This window comes from Variovorax sp. UMC13, assembly GCF_014170375.1.
GTDB lineage: Bacteria > Pseudomonadota > Gammaproteobacteria > Burkholderiales > Burkholderiaceae_C > Variovorax.
The window spans coordinates 336598-362090 of sequence record NZ_LZZW01000010.1 but is presented as its reverse complement, the minus strand read 5'-3'; the positions used below and the strand labels follow the sequence as shown (position 1 = coordinate 362090).

Genomic DNA, 25493 nt, shown 5'->3' with positions numbered 1-25493 from the left:
GACCAGAAGGAGTTGCCCATGACTTCCAACCGTCCATGCCTCGGTGCTGCCGCCGTTCCTCGAAGCTGCCGGAATGCGGGTGTCTGGATCGCCGCGATCTGGATGGGTGTCGCGAGCGCGCAGCCCAAGGAATTTCCGACCGACGCGACGCCCTTGACGGCCGAAACGCTCAAGGGTCTCGAAGGCAAGAAGTTCGTCGGCAAGCGAGCGGACGGCAAGTCCCTGACCTTGGATTTCGGGGCCGATTCCGGCTACCGGATCGCCATGCAAGGAGAAGCGGGCATGCTGGACGGCAAGGTGAGACTCGAAGGTGACAAGCTCTGCCAGGACATGCGCAAGACCATCGAGAGCAGCTGCAACGACGTGCGGGTCAAGGACAACATGCTCTTCTACAAACGCAACGTGAATGGCGAGGTGATTGCCTTCGTGGCGCAGTAGCTGCCCGGTTGGCGGCACCAGGCGGTAAAGGCGTCTCGCGTCAGTCGGCGCGCGACTGGCTTTCCCGGCGCAGCCGCTCTTCCTGTTCTCGCAGTTCGGGGGTCAGCGCGTCGCCGAAATCTTCCGGTGCGAAGATCTGCCGGATCTCGATCTCGGAGTCCGTGCGCATCGGGTTGGGGCATTTCCTGACCCATTCGATCGCCTCCTGCAGCGAGGCGCACTTCCAGATCCAGAAGCCCGCGACCAGTTCCTGCGTCGCGGGGAAAGGCCCGTCGATCACACGCCGATCCTTGCCGGAAAACGCGACCCTGGCACCCCGGGAACTCGGGTGGAGGCCCTCGCCGGCCTCCATCACGCCGGCCTTGACGAGTTGCTCGTTGAAGGCACCCATCGCGGCGAATTCTTCCTGGGTGGGCATCACGCCCGCTTCGCTGTCCTTCGTCGCTTTCACCATCACCATGAAACGCATGTCGATCTCCTTGGTAGACAGAGGAAAGGCCCTCGGTCCACTTTAGCGCGACGAGGGACGCGGCGCCAATCGACGGTGCGTCGCCCGCCGGCCACCAGGCAGCGGCATCGACGCCGCATGGCACGGCAGCGGGCGCTGCGCTCAGCCCAGCAGGTCGGCCAGCGTGCGTGCGATGACCTTGGTCGCGCGCCGCAGGTCTTCGAGCACCACGCGCTCGTCGCTGCGCTTGGCATGCGATTCGAGCACGGTGCGTGGGCCGGCGCCGTAGATCACGCCGGGGATGCCGGCTTCGCCGTAGAGGCGCACGTCGGTGTAGAGCGGCGTGCCCATGGCCTTGATGGGTTCGCCGAACACGTCCTGGCCGTGCTTCTGGATCGCGTCGACCAGCGGCTTGTTGCCGGCCAGCGGCTTCATCGAATTGGCCAGCAGCAGGCGCTTGATCTCGACCGTGATGCCCGCGCTCTCGGCGGCCGCATCGGCGATCACCTGGCGGATGGCGGCCTCGACCTCGACCGGGTTCTCCTCGGGGATCATGCGGCGGTCGAGCTTGAACACCACCTTGCCGGGCACCACGTTGGTGTTGGTGCCGCCTTCGATGCGCCCGACGTTGAGGTAGGGATGGGTGATGCCCTCGACCTTCGACGTGACCTGCTGGTAGCGCGTGTTCTGCGCATAGAGCGCGTTGAGGATCTTGACCGCGCCCTGCAGCGCGTCGACGCCGGTGGTGGGGATGGCCGCGTGTGCCATCTTGCCGTGCACCGTGACTTCCATCTGCAGGCAGCCGTTGTGGGCCGTGACCACTTCGTAGCTGAAGCCGGCCGCGATCATCAGGTCGGGCTTCGTCAGGCCGTTCTTGAGCAGCCAGCCCGGGCCGAGGATGCCGCCGAATTCCTCGTCGTAGGTGAAGTGCAGCTCGACCGCGCCCTGGGTGGGCTTGGCCACGGCCTCGAGTGCACGCAGCGCGAAGGTGAAGCTGGCGAAGTCGCTCTTGCTGACCGCCGCGGCGCGGCCGTAGAGGCTGCCCTCGGCAATCTCGCCGCCATACGGGTCGTGCGTCCAGCCGTCGCCCGGGGGCACCACGTCGCCGTGCGCGTTGAGCGCCACCGTGCGGCCGCCGCTGCCGTAGGGCCGGCGCACGATCAGGTTGGTGATCGACTCGAGACCGTAGTCCTGCACTTCCTGCGCGGGCACGGCATGCTTCTCGGCCTCGAAGCCGAAGTCCTTCAGCAGCTCGGCCGTGCGCTCGGCGTGCGGCGCGTTGTTGCCGGGCGGCGTGTCGGTGGGCACCTGCACCAGTTGCTGCAGGAACTTCACTTCCTCGTCGAAGTGGGCGTCGATCCAGGCGTCGAGCTTGGCGTAGTCGGTCATGTCGTGTCTTCTCCGAATCAGGGGGCGGGGTCGGTGGTCAGGCCTTCGAGCAGGTGCTGGAAGGCCTGGACCGCCAACTGGATGTCGTCGTTGGTGCTCGATTCGAGCGGGTTGTGGCTGATGCCCGAGTTGATGCCGCGCACGAAGAGCATGGCCTGCGGCATCACCTCGTGCAGCTTCATCGCGTCGTGGCCGGCGCCGCTGGGCATGCGGAACAGCGGGATGCCCAGGGCATCGACCGCCGTCTCCCAGCGCTGCTGCCAGGCGGGCGCGCTGGGCGCGGCGGCGGCGCGCATGGTTTCTTCCAGCTCGAAGCGCACGCCGCGGCGCTCGCAGATGGCCTGGAGCTCGGCCACCACGTCGGTGGCCAGCGCGTCGCGCTGCGTGTTGTTGGGCGCGCGCAGGTCCAGGCTGAACTTGCAGCGGCCCGGCACCACGTTGATCGAGCCGCTGGGCACTTCGAGCATGCCCACGGTGCCGACCGAGTCGCCATCCTGCGCGGCGCGCCGCTCGGTGTAGAGGATCAGCTCGGCCACCGCGGCGGCGGCGTCGCGGCGCCGGTCCATGGGCGTGGTGCCGGCATGGCTGGCCATGCCGATGACTTCGCCCACGTAGCGCACGCTGCCGTTGATCGAGGTCACGATGCCCAGCGGCAGGTCGAGCTCGGTCAGCACCGGGCCCTGCTCGATGTGCACCTCGACGAAGCCCAGGTAGCGCGCCGGATCGCGCTGGATCTTCGGGATGTCCTCTTCCTGGAGGCCCGCGTGCTGCATGGCCTCGCGCATGGTGATGCCGTCGGCGTCCTTCTGGTCGAGCCAGCGGGAATCGAAGTGTCCGATGAGCGCGCCGGAGCCCAGGAAGGTCGCCTTGTAGCGCTGGCCTTCCTCTTCCGCGAAGCCCACCACCTCGAAGGCGAAGGGCAGGCGCCTGTTCTGCTTCTTGAGCTCGCGCACGCAGGCGATGGGCACGAAGATGCCCAGCCGGCCGTCGTACTTGCCGCCGTTGCGCACGGTGTCGTAGTGCGAGCCGGTGAGCAGGGTCTTGGCGTCGGGCGTGGCGCCTTCATATCGGCCCACGACATTGCCGACCGCGTCGATGTGCACCGAGTCGAAACCGGTGGCCAGCATCAGCGCCGAGATCTGCGCGGCGCAGGCGCGGTGCGCGTCGGTCAGGTAGGTGACGGTGAGCTGGCCCTTCTCGGCATAGCCGGGATCGGTGTGGACCGACAGCTGTTCCTGCCAGTCCCAGACGTCGTTGCCCAGCGCAAGGTCGACGGCGAACTTGTCGTCGAGCCGGATCTCGGCGATGCGGTGGATGTTGCGCAGCGCCTCGCCGCGCTCGAAGGCCGGGTGGTGGTGCAGCCGGCGCGCGAAGGTCTCGATGATCTCGCGCCGGGGCAGGCCGGTGCCGCGCGGGCCGCGCACCGCGAGGATGAAGGGGAAGCCGAACTTCGCGTTGTAGTCGGCGTTGAGCTGCTGGATCTGCGCGAACTCCTCGGGCGTGCAGTCGGTCAGGCCGGCCTTGCGCTGCTCGTTGGTCGACTCGGCCGTGAGCGTCTGGCTGACCATGGCCTTGCCGGCGAGCTCGGGGTGGGCCGCGATCAGGCCGATCTGCTCGTCGGCCGCGGCGGTGTTCACCACCTGCGCCAGCGCATGCTTGAGGTGCGCGAGCGAGCGGAAGGGCCGTGCGGCCAGCGCGCGCTCGGCGATCCAGGGCGAGTGCTCGTAGACGCCGTCGAGCAGCGCGATGGCCTCGGCCGGCGCGGCGGCGTTGAGTTGGGCAACGGTCAGATTCGTCTGGCTCATATCGTTCCTTGTCTGGCTCCCTCCCCCGCTGGGGGAGGGCAGGGGTGGGGGCACGCGGCGCTTGAAGATGCGGAAGCTTCGGCTCGGGCGCAGGCCCCCATCCCGGCCTTCCCCCGGAGGGGGAAGGAGGAAGGCAGCGTGCGACGAACCGTGGCCGACGTCATACCGGGTGAACCTGCTTCCAGTGGCGCGCGATGTCCACGCGGCGGCAGACCCAGACCTTGTCGTGCTGCGCGATGTGGTCCAGGAAGCGCTGCAGCGCGGTGATGCGGCCCGGGCGTCCGAGCAGGCGGCAGTGCATGCCGATGCTCATCATCTTGGGGCTGTCGTCGCCGTCCGGGTCGCCTTCGGCATAGAGCGCGTCGAAGCTGTCCTTCATGTACTGGAAGAAGGGATCGGCGTGCGAGTAGCCCTGCGGCAGCGCGAAGCGCATGTCGTTGACGTCCAGCGTGTAGGGCACGATGAGCTGCGGCACCACCGTGCCGTCGGTCTTCTGCACCTTCATCCAGAAGGGCAGGTCGTCGCCGTAGTAGTCGCTGTCGTATTCGAAGCCGCCGTAGTCGGCCACCAGTCGGCGGGTGCGCGGGCTGTCGCGGCCGGTGTACCAGCCCAGCGCGCGTTCGCCGGTGAGCTGCTCGATGGCTTCCATGCCCAGGCGCATGTGTTCGCGCTCGGTGGCCTCGTCGAGGTTCTGGTAGTGGATCCAGCGCCAGCCGTGGCAGGCGATCTCGTGGCCCAGTTCCTGGAAGGCGGCCGTGAGTTCGGGATGGCGCTGCAGCGCCATGCCCACGCCGAACACGGTCAGCGGCAGCCCGCGCTTCTCGAACTCGCGCAGGATGCGCCAGACGCCGGCGCGCGAGCCGTACTCGTAGATGCCTTCCATGCTGATGTGGCGGTCCGGGTAGCTGGCCGGATTGAACATCTCGGACAGGAACTGCTCGGAGCCCGCGTCGCCGTGCAGCGTGGCGTTCTCGCCGCCTTCCTCGTAGTTGAGGACGAACTGCACCGCGATGCGGGCGCCGCCGGGCCAGCGCGCATGCGGCGGGTTGCGGCCGTAGCCGACCAGGTCGCGCGGGTAGGGCAGGGTGGAGTCGTAAACGGTCATGACAAGGCTTGCGAGATGTCGTTGGTGGGGACTTTGCGGTCGAAGGTGAGTTCGGCCTCGACGTGTTCCAGGTGTTCGGTCATCAGGCGCACCGCGCGCTCCTCGTCGCGGGCGGCCAGCGCCTTCACGATGTCGGCGTGCTCGTCGTGCGAGTGCTCGGCCGCGCTCGTGCTCTGGTACATCAGCGTGATGAGTGCGCAGCGCGAGACCAGTTCGCCCAGCATCTGCGCCAGCACCTCGTTGCCCATGAGCTCGGCCATGCGCACGTGGAAGTCGCCCAGCAGTTCGTTGCGCTGGCGGGCGCTGCCGCCGGACACCGCGTCCTTCTCGTGCGCCACGTGTTCGCGCAGCGCCTTGATCCGGGCCGGCGTGCTCTGGCGGACGAAGGCGCGCGTCATCTCGGCTTCGAGCATGCGGCGCACCGCGAAGACCTGCCGTGCCTCGTCGACCGTGGGCGCGGCCACGAAGGCGCCGCGCGCGGGCTCGAGCCGGATCAGCCGGTTCTGCGACAGCTGGAACAGCGCCTGGCGCACCAGCGTGCGCGAGACGCCGAAATGGTCGGCCAGTTTCTGTTCGGCGAGCTTGCTGCCGGGTTGCAGGCGGTGCTCGACAATCGCCTTGGTGAGGGCGTCGACGATCGCGCCGGTGGTGGAGGACTCCATGCATTCATGATAGACCTGAATCCCACAACTGTATACACTTTTGTCCACCAAACTACCGGCACCGCCGGACCGAAGGAGCGAGCCATGGGCCTGAGCACCCACGTACTGGACACGATGCACGGCGGGCCCGCCGCCGGCATGGCGGTGGCGCTGTACACCACGCAGGGCGAACAGGCCACGCTGGTCAAGCGCTTCACCCTGAACGCCGACGGCCGCAGCGACGGGCCGCTCTACGACAACGCCAGCCTGCGCGTGGGCACCTACCGCCTGACCTTCGACGTGGCGGCCTATTTCAAGGCCCGCGGGGTGCAGCTGCCCGAGCCCAATTTCCTGGACAAGGTCTCGCTGGACTTCGGCGTGGCCCACACCGACCAGCACTACCACGTGCCCTTGCTGGTCAGCCCGTGGAGCTACTCCACCTACCGCGGGTCCTGAGCGGCGCTACTTCTCCTCGTAGGCCTCGGCCGGCCGGTCGTTGGGCGCGAGGAACGCGGCCTTGAGCGAATCGCTCAGCGGGATGTTGATGACCGCGTTCTTGGGCGGGATCGGCGCCATGAACCACTTGGCATAGAGCTTCTCCAGCGCGCCCGAGGCCATGGCCGCGGCCAGGTAGCCGTCGATCGCACTCTTGAAGGCCGGATCGTCCTTGCGCAGCATGATCGCGATCGGCTCGATGCCCAGCGGCTTGCCCACGATCCTGAAGTCGCCGGGGTTGCGCGCGTTGGCGATGTTGCCGGCCAGCGTGTTGTCGTCCATCGCGAAGGCGTCGGCGCGCCCGCTCTCCAGCAGCAGGAAGCTCTCCGCATGGTCCTTGGCCAGCACCACCGTGATGTGCCGCTCCTGCTCGAGCCGGCGCAGCCGCTGGACCAGCGTGGTGCCGGTGGTCGTCACCACCGTCTTGCCCTTGAGCTGCTCGACCGAGCCGATGCCGCTCGCGGCCCGCACCGCGAAGCGCGCTTCGGTGATGTAGGTCGTGTGGGCGAACGCGGCCTGCTGCTGGCGGGCCGCGTTGTTGGTGGTCGAGCCGCACTCGATGTCGATGGTGCCGTTCTGCAGCAGCGGCAGCCGGTTCTGCGAGGTCACGGCCATCTGCCGGATCGCGACGCCGGGCAGCAGCTTCGACAACATCTGCTCGCACAGTTCGACGTGGTAGCCCGCATAGCCGGTGCCCAGCGAGTACGAAAGCGGCGGCGAGGCGTCGCGCACGCCCATCGTGACGCTGCCCGCGGCCCGGGCCTTGGCGAGCGTGCCACTGTCCTGCGCGCCGGCGCCCAGGCAGGCGAGGGCCAGCGCGACGCCGAGGAGAAGAGGTCGGGTCATGGTGACGCCGCCCTTCAGTTGTTCGCCGCCGCGACGGCCTTGCCGGCCACCTTCGCGTCCGCGCGCGCCACGGGCGCGGGCCGCGCGATCTCGTCCAGGCTCTCGCGCAGCGCGCGGTCGAGGATGGCGACGGCGCGGTCGACCTCCTCGAGGTGCACGTTGAGCGGCGGCGCGATGCGCCAGACCGAGCCGCGCTCGGGCCGGCGCCGGATGTTCATGCTCAGGCCCAGCTCGAAGCACTTCTTCGTGGTGCGCGCGCCCAGCTCGTGGTAGGGCAGGCGCGAGTCGCGGTCCTGCACCAGTTCCACGCCCAGCAGCAGGCCTTCGCCGCGCACGTCGCCGATGGCCTCGTAGCGCTTCTGCATGTCGAGCAGCTGGCCGCGCAGGTAGGCGCCGGTGCTGCGGGCGCGTTCAATCAGGCCCTCGCTGCGGATGGTCTCGAGCACGGCCAGGCCCACGGTGGCGGGCAGCGGATCGGAGACGTGGCTGGTGTAGAAGGTGAAGCCCTTCTCGAACACGTCCTGCTCGATCTTCGGGCTGGTCACCGTCGCGGCCAGCGGCAGGCCGCCGCCCATGGTCTTGCTGACCGACATGATGTCCGGCACCACGCCGTAGAAATCCGAGGCGGTGCGGTGGCCGATGCGGCCGAAGGCGGTCTGGGCCTCGTCGAAGATCAGCAGCATGCCGCGATCGTCCGCCGCCTTGCGCAGGGCCTGCATGTACGACTTGGGCGGCACCAGCACGCCGCCGGCGCTGATGATGGGCTCGATGATGATGGCCGCGCGGCGGCCGGTCGAGGCCATGTCGTACATCTTGAGGCCGAGCTCGAGGCAGGTCAGCGCGGACTCCTCGGCCGACATGCCCTGGATGTAGGGCCGGTAGGCGTTGGGCTCGGGCATCACGAACACGCCGGGCACGTGCACGCCGTAGCCCTTGCGGTCGCTGGCGAAGGACACGGCGCTGGTGCCGCCCGTGACGCCGTGCCAGGAGCCGCCCACGGCCAGGATCTCGAAGCCGCCGGTGTACATCTTCGCCATGCGCAGCGCCACCTCGTTGCTCTCGGAGCCGGTGTTGACGAAGATCGACTTGGTCAGCGGCGCGGGCATCCAGTCGGTCGCCATCTTCTGCGCCAGCTCGGCCACCACCTCGGGGATCATGCCGCTGAACATGTGGAAGGCCTTCTCGCCGGCCTCGTGCACCGCGCGCACGATGGCCGGGTGGTTGTGGCCGATGGTGGCGCACATCTGGCCCGAGGTGAAGTCGAGGATCTCGCGGCCGGTGTCGTCGATCACGATGGCGCCGCGGGCGCTGCGGAACAGGTTGGGGAAGGTGTCGCCGCCGTAGCGGACCATGTATTCCTTGGCCGCCGCGCGAAGTTGCTCGCTCATGATGAATCCTTTGGGTTGTGAAGAGGGGATTCGTGATGGTCGCGAGCGGGCGGCCTGCGGTCCAATGTTGAGTTTGCATCCGGCCGCAATGCGCGTCACGCATGGCCGATGCGCAAATCGAATCGGCATGCGACTTGCAAAAGGTCGTGGCAAAGGAGCAAATCAGGCAATGGACACCCGTTGGTTTCAGGACTTCGTGACACTGGCCGAAGTGCAGAACTTCACCCGCGCGGCCGAGATGCGCAACGTGTCGCAGGCCGCGTTCAGCCGCCGCATCCAGGCGCTGGAGCAATGGCTGGGCGCCAAGCTCATCGACCGCGCCGCGTTCCCGACCCGGCTCACGCCGGCGGGCGAGCGTTTCCGCAAGGTCGCGACCGGGCTGCTCGACCAGATCGCCGACGCCAAGGCCGCGATCGGCGACGCGCCCTCGCGCAACCACGTGCGCATCGCCTCGACCTATGCGCTGGCCAGCACGCGGCTGCCGGGATGGTGGCGGCAATGGTCGGGCGAAGGCGCGATCACCTGCAGCCTGGAGGTGGGCAACGTGCACGACACGGTGTCGGCCTTTAATGCGGGCTCGGCCGACATCCTGATCGGCTTCCACCAGGCGGCGCATCCGATCCAGCTCGACATGGCGCGCTTCGAGCGGCACGAACTGGGGGTGGAGCAGGTGCGGCCCTATGCGTCGCGCGCGCTGGCCGCCTCGGGCGGGCTCGGGCTGCCGGGCACGCCGGAGCGGCCGGTGCCGCTGCTCATGTACTCGGCCAGCGGCTACTTCGCGCGCGTGGTCGATTCGGCCATCGAGCAATCGTCGCAGCCGCTGTTCGGCTACCGGGCCTTCGAGGCCGAGATGACCGACGTGCTGGGCGACCTGGCGTCGCAGGGCCTGGGCATCGCCTGGCTGCCCGACAGCTCCTTCGTCGCCGGGCGGCTGGCCGACCTGGTGCCGGTGGGCGAGGGCGCCTGGGATGTGGGGGTGAGCATCGTGGCCTACCGCGCCCGGACGCAGGCGCGGGCGGTGGTCGGCCAGTTGTGGGAACGGATCTGCAGCGGGGCGCCGTCCCCGTGCGTGGCTACAGCTGTCCCTCGGTGAGGGTGTCCAGCTGGAAGCGGCCGCCCTTGTCCCACAGCCAGGTGTCGGTCCAGGTCACCGGGCCCAGGCGCTGCGCCGGCGGGAAGGGCGCGGCGGCGAGCACGGTGCGTTCGATCTCCGCGATCACTTCCGGCGCATGCTGGGGGGCACGCATCCAGTGCATCGACAGCACCTTGCCGCCCGCGTCGAGGTTCACCTGCAGCGTGCCCACGGCATAGAGCACGGCCGGCAGCTTGCCGCCGTAGATGCGGTCCTTGTTGGCGTCGTAGACGTGGCGGGCGGCGTCGCGCCGGTACTCGCGCGGGTTGGCCGCGACCGATGCGCGGGGCGCCGGCTGCTGGACCGGGCCCGGCGGCGCGGAGGTGGCGCCGCTGAGCTGGCCGGGCACCTGGCCGGGCGTGGTGGCGGTGGGGGCGGTGCCGCAACCGGCGAGCCAGAGCGTGGCGGACAGGGCGGCGGCGAGCGCGACATGGCGCGGGGTGAGGCGGAAAATCATCGCCGACGTTATACCGTGCATACGCCAGGCCCATGCATCGGCGTGTGATCCGGGAGGACAATCCCGCGATGATCCCGGCCCTCGACGAACTGCTGCAGCGCCTCGGCCGCGAAGCCGCGGTGCTGGTGCGCGTCGCGTCCACGCAGGGCTCGGTGCCGCGCGAGGCCGGCACCTGGATGGCGGTCTGGCAGGACGACCTGACCGGCACCATCGGCGGCGGCCAGCTCGAATTCCAGGCGGTGCAGGAGGCGCGCGCCTGGCTGGCCGGCGGCGAGCCGATCGAGGCCGTGCGCCGCTACCCGCTGGGCCCCAGCCTGGGGCAGTGCTGTGGCGGCGTGGTGTTCCTGGCCTTCCAGCGGGTCATCGCGCGCGACGTGCCGGCGCTGACCCGCGAGCTCAGCGCGCACTTCAAGCCGGTCGCGCTGTTCGGCGGCGGGCATGTGGGGGCCGCCTTGGCCCGCCTGCTGGCCACGCTGCCTTTCTCGGTGCGCTGGATCGACAGCCGCGAGGGCGTGTTCGCGCCCGCGCTGCCGGTGCAGATCGAGACCGAGCATTCCGAACCGGTCCAGGGCGCGGTGGCCGGGCTGGCGCCGGGCTCGTGCGTGCTGATCATGAGCTTCAGCCATGCCGAGGACTTCGACGTGGTGATCGCCTGCCTGCAGCGCCTGCGCGCGCGCGACGACCTACCCTTCGTGGGCCTGATCGGCAGCAAGACCAAGTGGGCGACCTTTCGCCACCGGCTCGAGGCGCGCGGCTTCACGCCCGAGGAGCTGGCGCGCATCACCTGCCCGATCGGCGTGCCGGGCATCGAGGGCAAGGAGCCCGAGGTGATCGCGGTCGCGGTGGCGGCGCAGCTGCTGATGCAATGAGCGCCGCCGGGCCGGCTCAGGGCGCCGACCAGACCGCGAGCTCGTAGCCGTCCGGGTCCGTGAAGTGGAAGCGGCGGCCGCCCGGAAAGGCGAACACCGGCCGGGAGATCGCCGCACCCGCGGCTTCGATGCGCCGCTGCGTTTCGGCCAGGTCGTCGGCATACAGGATCACCAGCGGGCCGCCCGGCCGCACCGGCTCGCCCGTGGTGAAGCCGCCGGTCAGCCGGCCGTCGCTGAACTCGGTGTAGGTGGGACCGTAGTCGGTGAAGGCCCAGCCAAACACCGCGCCGTAGAAGGCCTTGCTGCGCGCGATGTCCGCGACGTTGAACTCGAGGTTGTCGATCTGCCGATCCCGGCCCGTGGCTGCCATGGCGTTCCAATGCGTGAAGGTGGCCCGGATTGTGCTGGTCGATACGGTAAATCCCTGCCCATAAAAACCACCAGACACGGAGGAAATGTGTATACACTTTGGTCCACAACAAGCCGCAGCGGAGCGAGGTCGCCAGACCTGCGTTCGCGGCCATTCATCTGCTTACAGCGCCCGCAGTGGTGAGCAGATCCAAACCCTCACAAGGCGCACCCACGCGCCGACAAGGTTGAGCATGGAAAGCTACTACCTCGACTGGGCCAACCTGCTGCTGCGCTGGGTCCACGTCATCACCGCCATCGCCTGGATCGGTGCCTCCTTCTATTTCGTGATGCTGGACAACAGCCTCGAGAAACCGCACGACCAGGAGTCGCTCGACAAGGGCGTGGGCGGCGAGCAGTGGGCGGTGCACGGCGGCGGCTTCTACAACATGCAGAAGTACACGCTGGCGCCCAAGAAGGTACCGGACCACCTGCACTGGTCGTACTGGGAGAGCTATTCGACCTGGCTCACCGGCTTCGCGCTGTTCACGATGTCCTATCTGTGGAACGCCAGCACCTACCTGATCGACAAGAGCAAGATGGACTGGCAGCCGGGCGCCGCGATTTCGGTGGCGCTGGCCTTCTTCGTCGTGTTCTGGATCGTCTACGACGGCATCTGCCAGATCTTCGGGCGGCGCAAGAACGGCGACACCATCGTCGGCGTGCTGATCGCGATCTTCATCGCCTTCGCGACCTGGCTGGCCTGCCAGTGGTTCGCCGGCCGCGCGGCCTTCCTGCTGGTCGGCGCGATGATGGCCACGACCATGAGCGGCAACGTGTTCTTCTGGATCATCCCCGGCCAGCGCAAGAACGTGCAGGCGCTGCGCGAGGGCCGGCCGGTCGACCCGGTGCACGGCCAGCGCGGCAAGCAGCGCAGCGTGCACAACACCTACTTCACGCTGCCGGTGCTGTTCGCGATGCTGAGCAACCATTACAGCTTCACCTACACCCACAAGTACAACTGGGTGGTGCTGCTGCTGATCATGCTGGGCGGCGCGGCCATTCGCCAGTTCTTCGTGGTGCGCCACCGCTTCAAGCTGGGCAATGCGCGCCATCCGCTGCCCTATGCGCTGTTTGGCATCGCGGTGCTGGGCCTGACCATCGTCTGGATGAAGCCCGAACCGGTGGCCGCGCCGGTGGCCGGCGCCGTGGTGCCCAAGGTGGCCTTCGGCGACGTGCAGAAGGTGCTGGAGCAGCGCTGCTACATGTGCCACGGCGCGGCCGTGCAGATGAAGAACGTGCGGCTGGACACGCCCGACCAGGTCGCGGCCCATGCGCAGGCGGTCTACCAGCAGGTGGTGGTCACGAAGATCATGCCGATGAACAACGCGACCCAGATCACCGACGCGGAGCGGGCGCTGATCGGCCGCTGGTTCCAGGCCGGCGCAAAGACCGAGTAGGTGAGGGCGGGGCGGCCGGTGCGGCAGAATTCCGGCATTGGAGACAAGCCACACATGACAGCCTCGACCCCGGTCACCGCCCCCGATCCCCGCACGGCGCCGCGCGCCTTCCTCGAACACCTCTACCGCGCGGCCGTCGAGCGCGCGCTGCCGCTGCACACGCTGGGCGCGCACCTGCCGCCGCCGCCCAAGGGCCGCACGCTGGTGCTGGGCGCGGGCAAGGCGGCCGGCTCGATGGTGCAGGCGCTGGAGGCGCTGTGGCCGGCCGAGGCGCCGCTGTCGGGGCTGGTGGTCACGCGCTACGAGCACATCCCGCCGCGCCCCGAAGGCGTGCCGCAACGCATCGAGATCGTCGAGGCGGCCCACCCCGTGCCCGATGCGGCCGGCATGCAGGCCGCCGAACGCATCCTCGCGCTGACCCAGGGCCTGACGGCCGACGACCTGGTGCTGTGCCTGATCTCGGGCGGCGGCTCCTCGCTGCTGGTGCTGCCGGCCGAAGGCCTGACGCTGGAAGACAAGCAGCGGATCAACAAGCAGCTGCTGGAGAGCGGCGCCGGCATCGGCGAGATGAACTGCGTGCGCAAGCACCTGTCGCGCATCAAGGGCGGCCGGCTGGCCGCGGCCTGCGCGCCGGCCCGCGTGCTGACGCTGACCATCAGCGACGTGCCCGGCGACGACGTGGCCGTGATCGCCAGCGGCCCGACCGTGCCCGACGCCACCACCTGCGCCGACGCGCTGGCGGTTCTCGACCGCTACGGCATCGAGGTGCCCGCGCCGGTACGGGCCCGGCTGGAGAGCGGTGAACTCGAGACGCCCAAGCCGGCCGACGCCGTCTTCCAGGGCCATGAAACCTTTTTGATCGCCACGCCCCAGCAGTCGCTCGAAGCGGCCGCCCAGGCCGCGCGCGATGCGGGCATCGCGGCGCACATCCTCAGCGACGAGATCGAGGGCGAGTCGCGCGAGGTCGGCAAGGTGCATGCAGCGCTGGCGCGTGCCGTGGCGCTGCGCGGCGAGCCCTTCGCGCGGCCCTGCGTGATCCTGTCGGGCGGCGAGACCACGGTCACGATCCGGCCGCGCCAGCCCGGCCAGGCCAAGGGCCGGGGCGGCCGGGCCGGCGAGTTCTGCATGGGGCTGGCCGGCGCGCTGATGGGCCAGGAACAGGTCTGGGCACTGGCCGCCGACACCGACGGCATCGACGGCGTCGAGGACAACGCCGGTGCCTTCGTCACGCCCGACACGCTGGCGCGCGCCACGGCCGCGGGCCGCAAGCTGTCCGACCACCTGGACCGCAACGACGCCTACGGTTATTTCGACGCGATCGGCGACCTGCTGGTCACCGGGCCGACCCACACCAACGTCAACGACTTCCGGGCGCTGCTGATTCTCTGAGCCGTGTCAGGCGGCCTTGGTCTCGGGCAGCACGGTCGTCAGTGCGAAGTCGACCAGGTGCAGCCAGGTCGCCTCGAGGCCCATGATGTTGTGATGGTCCGAATCCGCCACCGTCTGGACCTGGACGGGCGTGGGCCAGGCGTCGATGAGCTTCTGCGAGCGCTCGGGCAGCACCACCACGTCGTGCTCGGCCAGCAGCACCTGGGTCTTGGCCGCGACCTCCTGGCTGTGCTTGAGCGAGTCGAAGCGGTGCCGCAGCAAGAGCGCCAGCGGCACCAGCGGGAAGCGCTTCTTCGCCACCTCCAGCATCGAGTCGTAGGGCGTCACCAGCTGCAGGCTCGCGAAGTCGCGCTGCGCCGCCAGCTGGATGGCCACGCCCGTGCCCAGGCTGCGGCCCACCACATGCAGCCGCGCGCGCGGGAAGGCGCGGCGCAGGTGGCTGGCGAACTGGATCGCGTCCGCGACCGAGGCGATCTCCGACGGGTCGCCCTGCGAATCGGCCACGCCGCGGTAGTTGAAGGCCGCCAGGCCGAAGCCCTCGGGCAGCCAGTGCAGCGCCTGGGCCGTGGCCCGCACGTCCTCGCCGCGGCCGGCGAAATAGATGAACAGGTCCTGCAGCGCCTCTTCGCCCAGCGGGTGGTAGACATAGCCGCGCACCATGCCGCCCGGCACCGTGTGCGAGTAGGTGGAGAAGTGCTCGGACAGGTGCACCACGGGCAGCTTGCGGGCGTTGAACAGGATATGCCCCTGCCGCGTGGCCAGGAGCGTCCAGTAGGCCGCGAGGCTGCCGAGGGCGGCGGCCGAGGCCGAGAGTGCGATGCGGGAGGCTTTGGATGACAAGGAGGCTCCTGGAAGACAGACAGGCCCTAGTTTCGCCGCATCGGGTGAGTCCGTGATTTCGTCAGTTTCGCCCCATCCTCCCATGCTAGCTTCGCACCCATGAAAAACCGGATCCCGTCCTTCCTCAGCCACGTGGGCCCCGGCGTCGTCACCGGTGCGGCGGACGACGATCCCTCGGGCATCGCCACCTACACCCAGGCCGGCGCGCAGTTCGGCACCGGCCTGCTCTGGACGGTGTTCCTCTCGCTGCCCTTCATGATCGCGATCCAGATGGTGTCGGCGCGCATCGGCCGGGTCACCGGCAAGGGCGTGGCGGCCAACCTGCGCGACCACATGCCGCGCTGGCTGCTGCTGGGCCTGATCGGGCTGCTGGTGCTGGCCAACACCATCAACATTGCGGCCGACATCGGCGCCATGGGCGAGGCGCTGCAGCTGGTGGTCGGCGGCGGCCAGCACTTCCATTCGCTCGCGTTCGGCGTGGTCACGGTGCTGCTGCAGATCTTCGTGCCCTACCGCCGGCTCGCGCACATCCTCAAGTGGCTCACGCTGACGCTGTTCGCCTATGTGGCGACGGTGTTCGCGGTCAAGGTGCCCTGGGCCAGGGTGCTGCACGATCTGGTGGTGCCGCAGCTGCAGTGGAGCAGCGACTACTGGATGATGATCGTCGCGCTGCTGGGCACGACGATCTCGCCCTACCTGTTCTTCTGGCAGGCCTCGCAGGAAGTCGAGGAGCTGCGGCAGAAGGGCGGCGGCGTGAGCCACGTCGGCACCGAGGCCGAGATCTGGCGCGGGCTGCGGCGGGTCAAGCTCGACACCTGGATCGGCATGATCTTCTCCAACACCATCGCCTTCTTCGTGATGGTGGTGGGGGCCTCGGTGCTCTACACCGCGGGCATCCACGACGTGACCTCGGCCGCGCAAGCCGCCGAGGCGCTGCGCCCGCTGGCCGGCGACTTCGCCTTCTGGCTGTTCGCCGGCGGCATCATCGCCACCGGCCTGCTGGCGGTGCCGGTGCTGGCCTCTTCGGCGGCCTATGCGGTGGCGGAGGCCTTCGGCTGGGACGAGGGGCTGGAACTGCACTGGCGCGAGGCCAAGCCCTTCTACGGGATCATCGGCATCGCGACGCTGGTCGGCACCGCGCTGGACTTCACGCCCATCGACCCGATGAAGGCGCTGTACTGGAGCGCGGTGGTCAACGGCGTGGTGGCGGTGCCGATCATGGCGGCCATGATGATGCTGGTCGCCAAGGAGCGCGTGATGGGCGTTTTCGTCTCGAGCCGGCGCACCCGCTGGCTGGGCTGGGGCGGCACCGCGCTCATGGGTTTCGCGGTGCTGATGATGGCGCGCGATCTGTTCTTCTGAGTCTTTCGCCGGGCTGCCGGCGGGACGACAATGGCTGCATCGGCGGCCCGCCAGCGGCTTGCCCATATAGCCACTATGGTGACGTCCGTATGAAACAGAGGCCTGCGGGCCTTAAGTTCCAGCATGGGCGGAATGCACCGCCCGAAATGGGCGAAACGCAGCGCCCCGACCGACCCGAGCCGCACCAGAACATGACGCCCACGACGACTTCACCGATCCGCTTTTTCCACCAGGGCCGCACCATCGAGGTGGGCGGCGTGCATCCCACGCGCTCGGTGCTCGACTGGCTGCGCGAGGACGCCCATTGCACCGGCACCAAGGAAGGCTGCAACGAAGGCGACTGCGGCGCCTGCACCGTGGTCATCGGCGAGCTGGCGCCCGAGGGCACGCCCGGCGCCGTCGGCGGCCTGAAGCTGGAAACGGTCAACGCCTGCATCCAGTTCCTGCCCACCTTGCACGGCAAGGCGCTGTTCACGGTCGAGGACCTGAAGTCGCGCTGCGCCGCCGAGCGCACGCACGACGCCGCGCGCCACGACAAGCACCCGGTGCAGCGCCTGCATCCGGTGCAGCAGGCGATGGTCGACTGCCACGGCTCGCAGTGCGGCTTCTGCACCCCCGGTTTCGTGATGTCGCTGTGGTCCAGCTACGAACACCACAAGGCCACGGGCACCCGCCCGAGCCGCCAGCAGCTGGCCGACGAGCTGTCGGGCAACCTGTGCCGCTGCACCGGCTACCGGCCGATCCTCGATGCCGGCCAGCGCATGTTCGATCTGCCCGCGATGCCTTTCGACACCCGGCCGGTGGTGCAGGCGCTCGAGGGCCTGCGGCGCGACGGCACCTTCGACTATGCCGCCGCGAGGGACGGCCGCCAGGACCACTTCCACGCGCCGACCACGCTGGCCGCCCTGGCCGCGCTGCGCGAGAGCAAGCCCGAGGCACGGCTGCTCGCGGGCTCGACCGACGTCGGCCTGTGGGTCAACAAGCAGTTCCGCGACCTGGGCGACATCCTCTACGTGGGCGACGTGGCCGAGCTCAAGGTGGTCGAGGAGCGCGGCGACGCGCTCTACATCGGCGCCGGCGCCTCGCTCGAAGCCGCCTGGAGCGCGCTGGCGCAGCGCGCGCCTTCGCTGGTCGATGTCTGGCTGCGCTTCGCCTCGCCGCCGATCCGCCACGCGGGCACCATGGGCGGCAACGTGGCCAACGGCTCGCCCATCGGCGACTCGCCGCCGGTGCTGATGGCGCTGGACGCGCAGATCGAGCTGCGCCGCGGCGAGCGCACGCGCCGCCTGCCGCTGACCGACTTCTACCTCGACTACATGAAGAACCGGCTCGAGCCCGGCGAGTTCGTCCAGGGCCTGTCGGTGCCGCTGGCCGCGCTGCAGCGCCAGGTGCGGGCCTACAAGATCAGCAAGCGCTTCGACTGCGACATCTCGGCGCTGTGCGCGGGCTTCGCACTCGCGCTCGACGGCGACACGGTGAAGGAGGTGCGGCTGGCCTTCGGCGGCATGGCCGGCATCGTCAAGCGCGCGGCCGGGGCCGAGGCCGCGCTGCTGGGCCAGCCCTGGACGCAGGCCAGCGTGAAGGCCGCGCAGCAGGCGCTGGCCGACGACTTCCAGCCGCTGTCGGACATGCGCGCCTCGGCCGCCTACCGGCTGCAGGTGGCGCAGAACCTGGTCCAGCGCCTGTGGCTGGAAACCCGCGCCACCGACGCGCTGCCGCCTGCATCCACCAGCGTCTGGAGCGTGATGCCCCACGACGTGCTGCCGGCCGCGGCCACCGCCACGGTCCAAGGAGCCTGAGATGAACAAGTCCATCGACGCCTTGCTGCTCCAGCCCGCCGAGGCTTTTGCCGACTACGAGGCCAACATCCTGGCGCGCATCGACCGCGGTGCCGAGGCCAAGGCGCACGACGGCGGCGCGCGCGTGGGCATCAGCCGCCCGCACGAATCGGCGCAGCTGCACGTGGCCGGCGAGGCCACCTACATCGACGACATCCCCGAACTGCGCGGCACGCTGCATTGCGCGCTGGGCCTGTCGCCGGTGGCCAATGGCCGCCTGACCGGCATGGACCTCGACCAGCTGCGCGCGCTGCCCGGCGTGGTGGCGGTGCTGTCGGCGGCCGACATCCCGGGCAGCAACGATTGCGGCTCGATCGTGCACGACGACCCGATCCTGTGCAGCGGCGACATCCGCTACCTGGGCCAGCCGGTGTTCGCGGTGATCGCGCAGACGCGCGACATCGCCCGCCGCGTGGCCGCGCGCGCCAAGGAGGTGCTCACGGTCGAGGCCGCGCCGCCGGTGCTCACGCCGCAGGACGCGCACGCGCGCGGCCAGTACGTGGTGCCGCCGATGCACCTGCGGCGCAGCGCCTCCGCCCCGGGCGGCGACGAGCAGGCGGCGGTGCGGGCCGCCATCGCGGCCGCGCCGCACCGGCTGAAGGCCACGCTCGACGTGGGCGGGCAGGAGCAGTTCTACCTCGAGGGCCAGATCAGCTACGCGATTCCGAAGGAGGGCGGCGGCATGCATGTGCACTGCTCGACCCAGCACCCGAGCGAGATGCAGCACCTGGTGGCGCACGCGCTGCACCTGCATGCCAACGAGGTGCATGTCGAATGCCGGCGCATGGGCGGCGGCTTCGGCGGCAAGGAATCGCAGTCGGGCCTGTTCGCCTGCGTGGCGGCGGTGGCGGCGAACAAGCTGCAGCGCCCGGTCAAGCTGCGGCTGGACCGCGACGACGACTTCATGGTCACCGGCCGGCGCCATTGCTTCTGGTACGACTACGAGGTCGGCTACGACGACGAGGGCCGGCTGCTGGGCGCGGAGATCTCGATGGTCTCGCGCGCCGGCCACTCGGCCGACCTGTCGGGGCCGGTGATGACCCGCGCGCTGTGCCACTTCGACAACGCCTACTGGCTGCCCGAGGTGTCGATGCACGGCTATTCGGGCAAGACCAACACCCAGAGCAATACCGCCTTCCGCGGTTTCGGCGGGCCGCAGGGCGCGATCGCGGTCGAGAACATCCTCGACACCGTGGCGCGCGCGCTGGGCCGCGATCCGCTGGACGTGCGGCGCATCAACTTCTACGGCAAGGACGAGCGCAACGTCACGCCCTACGAGCAGGTGGTGACCGACAACGTGATCCACGAACTGGTGGCCGAGCTCGAGCAGAGCAGCGACTACCGCGCGCGACGCGAGGCGATCGCCGCCTTCAACCGCACGAGCCCGGTGCTCAAGCGCGGCCTGGCGCTGGCGCCGCTCAAGTTCGGCATCTCCTTCAACGTCAAGCACTTCAACCAGGCGGGCGCGCTGGTCCATGTCTACAGCGACGGCTCGGTGCTGGTGAACCACGGCGGCACCGAGATGGGGCAGGGGCTCAACACCAAGGTGGCCCAGGTGGTGGCGCACGAGCTGGGCGTGGGCTTCGAGAGCGTGCGCGTGAGCGCCACCGACACCACCAAGGTCGCCAACACCTCGGCCACCGCGGCCTCGACCGGCGCCGACCTCAACGGCAAGGCCGCGCAGGACGCGGCGCGCCAGATCCGCGAGCGGCTGGCCGTGTGCGCCGCCGCGCGCCATGGCGGCGAGCCGGCCGACGTGCGCTTCGCCAACGACCAGGTCGAGGTCGCCGGCCGCACGCTGAGCTTCGCCACGCTGGTGGGCGAGGCCTACATCGACCGGGTGCAGCTCTGGTCCGACGGCTTCTACGCCACGCCGGGCCTGAGCTGGGACCGCGACCGGCTCAAGGGCCGGCCCTTCTACTACTTCGCCTACGGCGCGGCCGTGAGCGAGGTGGTGGTGGACACGCTGACCGGCGAGTGGAAGCTGCTGCGCGCCGACATCCTGCAGGACGCGGGCCGCTCGCTGAACCCGGCGATCGACATCGGCCAGGTCGAGGGCGCCTTCATCCAGGGCATGGGCTGGCTCACGACCGAGGAACTGGTCTGGCATCCGCAGAGCGGCAAGCTCACGACCCACGCCCCCAGCACCTACAAGATCCCGACCGCCAACGACTGCCCGCCCGTGTTCAACGTGCGGCTGTTCGACGGCCCCAACGCCGAGGATTCGATCCACCGCAGCAAGGCCGTGGGCGAGCCGCCGCTGCTGCTGCCCTTCTCGGTCTTCTTCGCGATCCGCGACGCCGTCTCGGCCGCCGGCGGGCACCGGATCGACCCGCCGCTGCGCGCGCCCGCGACCAGCGAGGCGATTTTGGCCGCGATCACGGCCGTGCAGGGATAGGCAGCACTTAGACTTCGCAGCGTGACCGACAGACTCGCCATGCTCGACTTCTTTTCCTCTTTCGTGAGACACCGCGGAACCGGCTTTGCCGGGCCGCTGGTGTCGCCCCCGGTAGGGGGTTGGCGGAGCGACACGCAGTGCGCGAAGACTGGGGGGGAGCCGAATGCGTGACCAAGCGCTGTTCGACAAGATCGATCTGCACCTGATCCGTGTGCTGCACACGGTGCTGACCGACCGCAGCGTGTCGCGCGCCGCCATCCGGCTGGGCATGTACCAGCCCGCCGTCTCGGCCGCGCTCAAGCGGCTGCGCGAACTGTCGGGCGACCCGCTGCTGGTGCGCTCCGGCTCGGGCATGGTGCCGACCGACGCCGCGCTGCGCATGATCGAGCCCGCCGCCAGCATCCTGCGCTCGGCCGAGGTGCTGTTCAGCGACGCCCGCGGCTTCGACCCGCAGACCGCCACCAACACCTTCCGCGTGGCCGCCAGCGACTACCTCGACCCGATGTTCCTGCCGCTGTTCGTCACGCAGGTGAAGGCGCAGGCACCGCTGTGCAAGATCGAGATCCACCCGCTGTCGCCCGACTCCAACTACCACGGCCACCTGTCGCTGGGCGACGTCGACCTGGTGATCGGCAACTGGCTCAAGCCGCCCGAGGACCTGCACATGGCCCGGCTGTTCGGCGACGAGATCGTCTCGCTGGTGAGCGCCGACCACCCGGTGCTGCGCCGCGGCTGGGACGCCGAGACCTGGCTGGCGGCCGAGCACGTCGCGCCCACGCCGATGCACCCGGGCGCGCGCGGCATCATCGACCAGATGCTCGACGCGCAGGACCTGCAGCGCAACATCACGGCGCGCTGCGCGCATTTCGGCCTGATTCCCGACATGGTGGCCTCGAGCCTGCTGGTGCTGACCACCGGACGCCAGTACTGCGAGCGTTTCGCGGCCCGGCTGCCGGTGCGCATCGTCGAGTGCCCGGTGAGCTTTCCGCGCCTGATGTACTACCAGCTGTGGCATGAGCGCACGCATGCGTCGAGCTCGGCGCGCTGGCTGCGCGAGCGCATCAAGTCGGTGGCGGCCTCGCTGCGTTCGCCCGCCGCCGCCGCCGTTCTGGAACCCTAGCGCCCCGGGCACCGCGCGTGGCCTGCTTCCTGCTTCCACGTCGATGCCGAAACCGAAGAACAACGATGGATCCACGGACCGATTCGGCCCCCATGACAACCACGATGCCAGCGAGACACGCATGACCACGCCACGACTCCAGCTCTCCCACATCACCAAGCGCTACCCGGCGGTGGTGGCCAACAGCGACGTCTCGCTGGTGGTCCAGCCGGGCGAGACGCACGCCGTGCTCGGCGAAAACGGCGCCGGCAAGTCGACGCTGATGAAGATCATCTACGGCTCCGTCAAGCCCGACGAGGGCACGGTGATGTTCAACGGCCAGGCCGTGAACGTGCGCAATCCGCAGGAGGCGCGCGCGCTGGGCATCAGCATGGTGTTCCAGCACTTCAGCCTGTTCGACACGCTGACCGTGGCCGAGAACGTCTGGCTCGGGCTCGACAAGAGCCTGGCGCTGGCCGAGGTCACGCGCCGCATCACGGCCAAGGCCGGCGAGTACGGGCTCGACATCGACCCCTCGCGCCCGGTCCACACGCTGTCGGTGGGCGAGATGCAGCGGGTGGAGATCATCCGCGCGCTGCTGACCGACCCGCAACTGCTGATCCTCGACGAGCCCACCTCGGTGCTCACGCCGCAGGCGGTGGTCAAGCTCTTCGTGGTGCTGAAGAAGCTGGCATCGGAAGGCTGCAGCATCCTCTACATCAGCCACAAGCTGCACGAGATCCGCGAGCTCTGCACCGCCTGCACCGTGCTGCGCGGCGGCAAGGTCACGGGCGTGTGCAATCCGCAGAACGAGACCAACGAGTCGCTCTCGCGGCTGATGATCGGCGCCGAGCCGCCGCCGCTGCAGCACCGCGAACTCAAGGCGGGCGCGGTGGCGCTGCGCGTCAAGGCGCTGACGCTGGCGCGCGAGGACCAGTTCGGCGTCGACCTCGACCGCGTGTCGCTCGACGTGCGCGCGGGCGAGGTGGTGGGCATCGCCGGCGTCTCGGGCAACGGCCAGAAGGAACTGCTCTATGCGCTGTCGGGCGAGGACACGCGGGCCGAGCCCGCGATGATCGAGGTCTTCGGCCAGGCCGCAGCCAGGTTGCGGCCGCGCCAGCGCCGCGCGCTGGGCGTGCATTTCGTGCCCGAGGAGCGGCTGGGCCGCGGCGCGGTGCCCACCCTGGGCCTGGCGCACAACATGCTGCTCACGCGCAGCGACTCGGTGGGCAAGGGCGGCTGGATCCGCACCGGCCAGCTCGCGCAGCATGCCAGCGAGATCATCCGGCGCTTCAACGTCAAGGCCGGCGGCCCGCATGCGGCGGCGCGCTCGCTGTCGGGCGGCAACCTGCAGAAATTCATCGTCGGGCGCGAGATCGACGCCAAGCCCAAGCTGTTCATCGTCTCGCAGCCGACCTGGGGCGTGGACGTGGGCGCGGCGGCGCTGATCCGCAACGAGATCCTGGCGCTGCGCGATGCCGGCTGCGCGGTGCTGGTGGTGAGCGAGGAGCTCGACGAGCTGTTCGAGATCAGCGATCGCCTCTATGTGATCGCCAAGGGGCGGCTGTCGCCCTCGGTCGACCGCGCCGCCGCGACCGTGCCGAAGATCGGCGAATGGATGAGCGGCCTCTGGGACGCCCACGGCGCACCCGCTGCCGCCAAGGAGATGGCCCATGTTTAAGCTCGAACCCCGCCCGCAACTCTCGCGCTTCTGGACCTACGGCTCGCCGATCCTCGCGCTGCTGATCACGGTGGTGATCGGCGTGGCGCTGTTCGCGCTGCTCGGCAAGGACCCGGTCAAGGGCCTGGGCGTGTTCTTCTGGGAGCCGATCAAGAGCGGCTACGCGCTGGGCGAGCTGATGGTCAAGGCCACGCCGCTCTTGATCATCGCGCTCGGCCTGGCCGTGTGCTTCCGCTCCAACGTCTGGAACATCGGCGCCGAGGGCCAGTTCGTGATGGGCGCGATCTTCGCCGGCGGCGTGGCGCTGCTGGCCGACAAGGGCACCGGCCCGTGGATCGTGGTGCCGATCCTCATGGCCGGCATCCTGGGCGGCATGGTGTGGGCCGGCATCGTGGCCTTCCTGCGCGACAAGTGCAACGCCAACGAGATCCTGGTGAGCCTGATGCTGGTCTACGTCGCGACGCTGCTGCTGGGCTACATGGTCTACGGGCCCTGGAAGGACCCGGCGGGCTACAACTTCCCGCAGACCAAGACCTTCGACGCGGTCACGCAGATCCCGCGGCTGATCAAGGGCTCGCGCGTGAGCATCGGCCTCTTGATCGCGCTGGTGGGCGCGGGCGCGCTGTGGGTGTTCCTGTTCCGCACCCGCGCCGGCTTCGCGCAGCAGGTCGGCGGCCTGGCGCCGGCGGCCGCGCGCTATGCGGGCTTCTCGGCCCGGCGCGCGGTCTGGATCGCGCTGCTGACCTCGGGCGGCGCAGCCGGCCTGGCGGGCGCGCTCGAGGTGGCGGGCCCGATCGGCCAGCTCACGCCCTACGTGCCCGCGGGCTACGGCTTCGCCGCCATCATCGTGGCCTTCGTCGGCCGGCTGCATCCGGTGGGCATGATCTTCTCGGCCATCCTGATGAGCATGTTCTACATCGGCGGCGAACTCGCGCAGTCGCGCCTGGGCCTGCCCAAGTCGCTGACCGGCGTGTTCCAGGGCCTGCTGCTGTTCTCGCTGCTGGCCTGCGACACGCTGATCGTCTACCGCGTGCGCCGCAAGGCCGCGGCCAAGGCGGCATCGGTCGCCGCCACCACCTCTTCGCTGCAAGCCAGTACACCACTCACCGCGCCCGTCGCGCGCACCACCGGGGGACAAGTCTGATGGACTCCTACGCACTGCTCATCGGCTCGTCGCTGAGCGCCGGCACCGTGCTGGCCATCGCGGCGCTCGGCCTCCTGATCAACGAGAAGGCCGGCATCGTCAACCTCGGCGCCGAGGGCATGATGCTGTGCGCCGCCATCGCGGGCTTCGCGACGGTGGTGACCACGCACAACCCCTGGCTGGGCTTCCTGGCCGGCATGGCGGCCGGCGCGGCGATGGCCGCGGTCTTCGGCGTGCTGGTGATCTGGCTCAACACCAACCAGTACGCGACCGGGCTCGCGCTGAGCCTGTTCGGCGTCGGCTTCTCGGCCTTCGTCGGCATCAACTTCGTGCAAGCCAAGCTGCCCGAGAGCGTGTCGTACGCGCTGCCGGTGCTGGGCGACATCCCGCTGGTCGGCCCGGCCCTGTTCCGGCATCACCCGATGGTGTATTTCGCGGTGGTGCTCACCATCGGCCTGATCTGGTTCCTCTACCGCACGCGCGCCGGCCTGGTGCTGCGCTCGGTGGGCGAATCGCCCGAGTCGTCGCATGCGCTGGGCTATCCGGTGCGGCGCATCCGCTTCATGGCGGTGGTCGCGGGCGGCGCGCTGTGCGGGCTGTCGGGGGCCTACCTGTCGACCGTCTACACGCCGCTGTGGGTCGAGGGCATGGTGGCCGGCCGCGGCTGGATCGCGCTGGCGCTGACCACCTTCGCCACCTGGCGGCCGGTGCGCGTGCTGCTGGGCGCCTACCTGTTCGGCGGCGTGTCGATGCTGGGCTTTCATTTGCAGAGCACCGGCGTCGACGTGCCCAGCCAGTTCCTGAGCATGCTGCAGTACATCGCGCCGATCGTGGTGCTGGCGCTGATCTCGCGCAATCCCGCGTTCATCCGCGCCAACATGCCCGCTTCCATCGGGAAACCCTTCTACCCCGGCTCATAAT

At 69.5% G+C, this 25493-nt stretch carries 23 protein-coding genes; 13 read left to right on the top strand and 10 right to left on the bottom strand.

Annotated features, from left to right (window positions below):
* Positions 1-18 precede the first annotated feature (18 nt).
* Positions 19-438 carry a hypothetical protein gene (locus tag A9977_RS06655; protein WP_183024084.1) on the top strand — a complete coding sequence of 140 codons (420 nt, stop codon included), beginning with the start codon at positions 19-21 and terminating at the stop codon, positions 436-438.
* A gap of 40 nt (positions 439-478) precedes the next feature.
* Here the strand turns inward: A9977_RS06655 and A9977_RS06650 are convergent, their stop codons facing one another.
* The 5 genes from A9977_RS06650 to A9977_RS06630 all read right to left on the bottom strand — a co-directional run bounded on the left by A9977_RS06650 (position 479) and on the right by A9977_RS06630 (position 5847).
* Positions 479-907, bottom strand: coding sequence for a YciI family protein (locus tag A9977_RS06650; RefSeq protein WP_183024083.1), 429 nt, complete (start codon positions 905-907; stop codon positions 479-481).
* 141 nt (positions 908-1048) lie between these two features.
* On the bottom strand, positions 1049-2275 hold the full coding sequence (locus tag A9977_RS06645) for an ArgE/DapE family deacylase (protein WP_183024082.1): 1227 nt from the start codon (positions 2273-2275) through the stop codon (positions 1049-1051).
* Between the two features lie 17 nt (positions 2276-2292).
* Positions 2293-4080, bottom strand: a complete 1788-nt coding sequence (gene uraD, locus A9977_RS06640; RefSeq protein ID WP_183024081.1) for a 2-oxo-4-hydroxy-4-carboxy-5-ureidoimidazoline decarboxylase — start codon at positions 4078-4080, stop codon at positions 2293-2295.
* Between the two features lie 160 nt (positions 4081-4240).
* The gene (puuE, locus tag A9977_RS06635) at positions 4241-5185 is read right to left on the bottom strand and encodes an allantoinase PuuE (protein WP_183024080.1); all 945 of its coding nucleotides are present in this window, start codon (positions 5183-5185) and stop codon (positions 4241-4243) included.
* Positions 5182-5847 (bottom strand): GntR family transcriptional regulator, encoded by a 666-nt coding sequence (locus A9977_RS06630; RefSeq protein WP_183024079.1) that lies wholly within the window; start codon positions 5845-5847, stop codon positions 5182-5184. Before A9977_RS06630 ends, puuE begins: the two co-directional genes overlap by 4 nt.
* An 84-nt stretch (positions 5848-5931) precedes the next feature.
* On the opposite strand from A9977_RS06630, the gene uraH reads away from it, so the two are divergent.
* Entirely contained in the window at positions 5932-6282 is a 351-nt protein-coding gene (uraH, locus tag A9977_RS06625; protein ID WP_183024078.1) for a hydroxyisourate hydrolase, read from the top strand.
* Positions 6283-6288: 6 nt separating this feature from the next.
* Here uraH and A9977_RS06620 read toward each other — a convergent pair whose 3' ends face one another.
* The gene (locus tag A9977_RS06620; protein ID WP_183024077.1) at positions 6289-7167 is read right to left on the bottom strand and encodes a transporter substrate-binding domain-containing protein; all 879 of its coding nucleotides are present in this window, start codon (positions 7165-7167) and stop codon (positions 6289-6291) included.
* A 14-nt stretch (positions 7168-7181) separates the two neighbouring features.
* Positions 7182-8555, bottom strand: a complete 1374-nt coding sequence (locus A9977_RS06615; RefSeq protein WP_183024076.1) for an aspartate aminotransferase family protein — start codon at positions 8553-8555, stop codon at positions 7182-7184.
* Positions 8556-8724: 169 nt separating this feature from the next.
* Here A9977_RS06615 and A9977_RS06610 point away from each other — a divergent pair, with 169 nt between their 5' ends.
* Complete coding sequence (locus A9977_RS06610) at positions 8725-9648, top strand: LysR family transcriptional regulator (RefSeq protein WP_183024075.1); 924 nt, start codon at positions 8725-8727, stop codon at positions 9646-9648.
* Here A9977_RS06610 and A9977_RS06605 read toward each other — a convergent pair.
* Positions 9629-10144 carry a hypothetical protein gene (locus tag A9977_RS06605; protein WP_183024074.1) on the bottom strand — a complete coding sequence of 172 codons (516 nt, stop codon included), beginning with the start codon at positions 10142-10144 and terminating at the stop codon, positions 9629-9631. The two genes, A9977_RS06610 and A9977_RS06605, sit on opposite strands and share 20 nt — an antisense overlap.
* Positions 10145-10212: 68 nt before the next feature.
* On the opposite strand from A9977_RS06605, the gene xdhC reads away from it, so the two are divergent.
* Positions 10213-11013 (top strand): xanthine dehydrogenase accessory protein XdhC, encoded by an 801-nt coding sequence (gene xdhC / locus A9977_RS06600; protein WP_183024073.1) that lies wholly within the window; start codon positions 10213-10215, stop codon positions 11011-11013.
* Positions 11014-11029: 16 nt separating this feature from the next.
* Here xdhC and A9977_RS06595 read toward each other — a convergent pair whose 3' ends face one another.
* On the bottom strand, positions 11030-11383 hold the full coding sequence (locus A9977_RS06595) for a VOC family protein (RefSeq protein ID WP_183024072.1): 354 nt from the start codon (positions 11381-11383) through the stop codon (positions 11030-11032).
* Between the two features lie 232 nt (positions 11384-11615).
* Here A9977_RS06595 and A9977_RS06590 point away from each other — a divergent pair, with 232 nt between their 5' ends.
* A complete protein-coding gene (locus A9977_RS06590) occupies positions 11616-12821 on the top strand; it encodes a urate hydroxylase PuuD (protein WP_183024071.1) in 1206 nt (401 codons plus the stop codon).
* A gap of 54 nt (positions 12822-12875) precedes the next feature.
* On the top strand, positions 12876-14210 hold the full coding sequence (locus A9977_RS06585; protein WP_183024070.1) for a glycerate kinase: 1335 nt from the start codon (positions 12876-12878) through the stop codon (positions 14208-14210).
* A gap of 6 nt (positions 14211-14216) precedes the next feature.
* On the opposite strand, the gene A9977_RS06580 is transcribed toward A9977_RS06585, so the two are convergent.
* Positions 14217-15050: an alpha/beta hydrolase gene (locus A9977_RS06580; protein ID WP_183024069.1), complete on the bottom strand. Its 834-nt coding sequence runs from the start codon at positions 15048-15050 to the stop codon at positions 14217-14219.
* A gap of 99 nt (positions 15051-15149) precedes the next feature.
* Between A9977_RS06580 and A9977_RS06575 the strand changes: the two genes are divergently transcribed.
* From A9977_RS06575 to A9977_RS06545, 7 genes are all read left to right on the top strand, one after another.
* The gene (locus A9977_RS06575) at positions 15150-16412 is read left to right on the top strand and encodes an Nramp family divalent metal transporter (RefSeq protein WP_183024068.1); all 1263 of its coding nucleotides are present in this window, start codon (positions 15150-15152) and stop codon (positions 16410-16412) included.
* A 191-nt stretch (positions 16413-16603) separates the two neighbouring features.
* The gene (xdhA, locus tag A9977_RS06570; RefSeq protein ID WP_183024067.1) at positions 16604-18211 is read left to right on the top strand and encodes a xanthine dehydrogenase small subunit; all 1608 of its coding nucleotides are present in this window, start codon (positions 16604-16606) and stop codon (positions 18209-18211) included.
* Position 18212: 1 nt separating this feature from the next.
* Positions 18213-20648 carry a xanthine dehydrogenase molybdopterin binding subunit gene (gene xdhB / locus A9977_RS06565; protein WP_183024066.1) on the top strand — a complete coding sequence of 812 codons (2436 nt, stop codon included), beginning with the start codon at positions 18213-18215 and terminating at the stop codon, positions 20646-20648.
* Between the two features lie 163 nt (positions 20649-20811).
* On the top strand, positions 20812-21768 hold the full coding sequence (locus A9977_RS06560; RefSeq protein ID WP_183024065.1) for a LysR family transcriptional regulator: 957 nt from the start codon (positions 20812-20814) through the stop codon (positions 21766-21768).
* A gap of 121 nt (positions 21769-21889) precedes the next feature.
* Positions 21890-23428, top strand: coding sequence for an ABC transporter ATP-binding protein (locus A9977_RS06555; RefSeq protein ID WP_183024064.1), 1539 nt, complete (start codon positions 21890-21892; stop codon positions 23426-23428).
* A complete protein-coding gene (locus A9977_RS06550; RefSeq protein ID WP_183024063.1) occupies positions 23421-24572 on the top strand; it encodes an ABC transporter permease in 1152 nt (383 codons plus the stop codon). Before A9977_RS06555 ends, A9977_RS06550 begins: the two co-directional genes overlap by 8 nt.
* Positions 24572-25492 carry an ABC transporter permease gene (locus A9977_RS06545; RefSeq protein ID WP_183024062.1) on the top strand — a complete coding sequence of 307 codons (921 nt, stop codon included), beginning with the start codon at positions 24572-24574 and terminating at the stop codon, positions 25490-25492. Before A9977_RS06550 ends, A9977_RS06545 begins: the two co-directional genes overlap by 1 nt.
* Position 25493 lies beyond the last annotated feature (1 nt).